This window comes from Neobacillus drentensis (assembly GCF_036966985.1).
Classification (GTDB): domain Bacteria; phylum Bacillota; class Bacilli; order Bacillales; family Cytobacillaceae; genus Neobacillus; species Neobacillus drentensis_E.
This window is the reverse complement of record NZ_JBALSN010000080.1, coordinates 17,222-17,838: the sequence shown is the minus strand read 5'-3', so window position 1 is coordinate 17,838 and position 617 is coordinate 17,222. Positions and strand designations below refer to the sequence as shown.

1 protein-coding gene is annotated in these 617 nt (G+C 38.1%); it reads right to left on the bottom strand.

All coding sequences use genetic code 11. From position 1 onward, the window contains the following. On the bottom strand, positions 1–451 hold a 451-nt coding region (locus tag V7659_RS05915), incomplete at its 3' end, for an HD domain-containing protein (protein ID WP_335538782.1). Between the last annotated feature and the right edge of the window lie 166 nt (positions 452–617).

Here is a 617-nt window from a genome sequence, read left to right as displayed (position 1 = left end):
TCCGCATATTATGCAAACGGTCGGCAAGCTTAATCAGAATAACCCGGATATCCTGAGCCATGGCCACAAACATTTTTCTGTGATTTTCTGCTTGCTGTTCTTCGTGAGATTTATATTTAATTTTCCCTAATTTTGTTACCCCGTCGACAAGCATCGCCACTTCGTCATTAAAAGCTGTTTCTATATCTTTTAAGGATACACTCGTATCTTCAACGACGTCGTGAAGAAAACCAGCAGCAACCGTAGCAGGATCCATCTCCAAGTCAGCTAAAATACCCGCAACCTGGATCGGGTGGATGATGTAGGGTTCGCCTGATTTTCGATATTGTTCACGATGAGCATGTTTTGCGAATTCGTATGCATTTTTTACTAATTCAACATGTTCCTCATTTAAGTAGTTCCGAGTCTTGTCGATGACTTGGTCGGCTGTCAACACTAAATCATTCGCCATGAAATCACCTTTATTTTCGTCTCATTTTATTTATATAAATGTCATTCGCTAAAATTAGTTCCTTGAATATGAATGATTGTTACTATTATCGAAAAAAATAGCCAAGATGTAAAGGGATTGAGAAGTTTTTTTATTCTGCTCTGTTAATTTGACTGTTGATTTCCGT